Consider the following 269-nt stretch of genomic DNA (forward strand, 5'->3'; position numbering starts at 1 on the left):
GCGTCAGACCCCGTAGAAAAGGCCTAAGGATCTTCTTGAGATCCTTTTTTTCTGCGCGTAATCTGCTGCTTGCAAACAAAAAAACCACCGCTACCAGCGGTGGTTTGTTTGCCGGATCAAGAGCTACCAACTCTTTTTCCGAAGGTAACTGGCTTCAGCAGAGCGCAGATACCAAATACTGTTCTTCTAGTGTAGCCGTAGTTAGGCCACCACTTCAAGAACTCTGTAGCACCGCCTACATACCTCGCTCTGCTAATCCTGTTACCAGT

1 protein-coding gene is annotated in these 269 nt (G+C 48.3%); it reads left to right on the forward strand.

Annotation, left to right across the window (positions count from 1 at the left end):
* Window positions 1-35: 35 nt before the first annotated feature.
* Window positions 36-269, forward strand: a 234-nt coding sequence (locus AAEY57_RS20115; RefSeq protein WP_350608677.1) for a hypothetical protein, incomplete at its 3' end; no start/stop codon positions are given.

The organism is Pseudoalteromonas sp. MER144-MNA-CIBAN-0113, from assembly GCF_040308965.1.
Lineage (GTDB): Bacteria > Pseudomonadota > Gammaproteobacteria > Enterobacterales > Alteromonadaceae > Pseudoalteromonas > Pseudoalteromonas tetraodonis.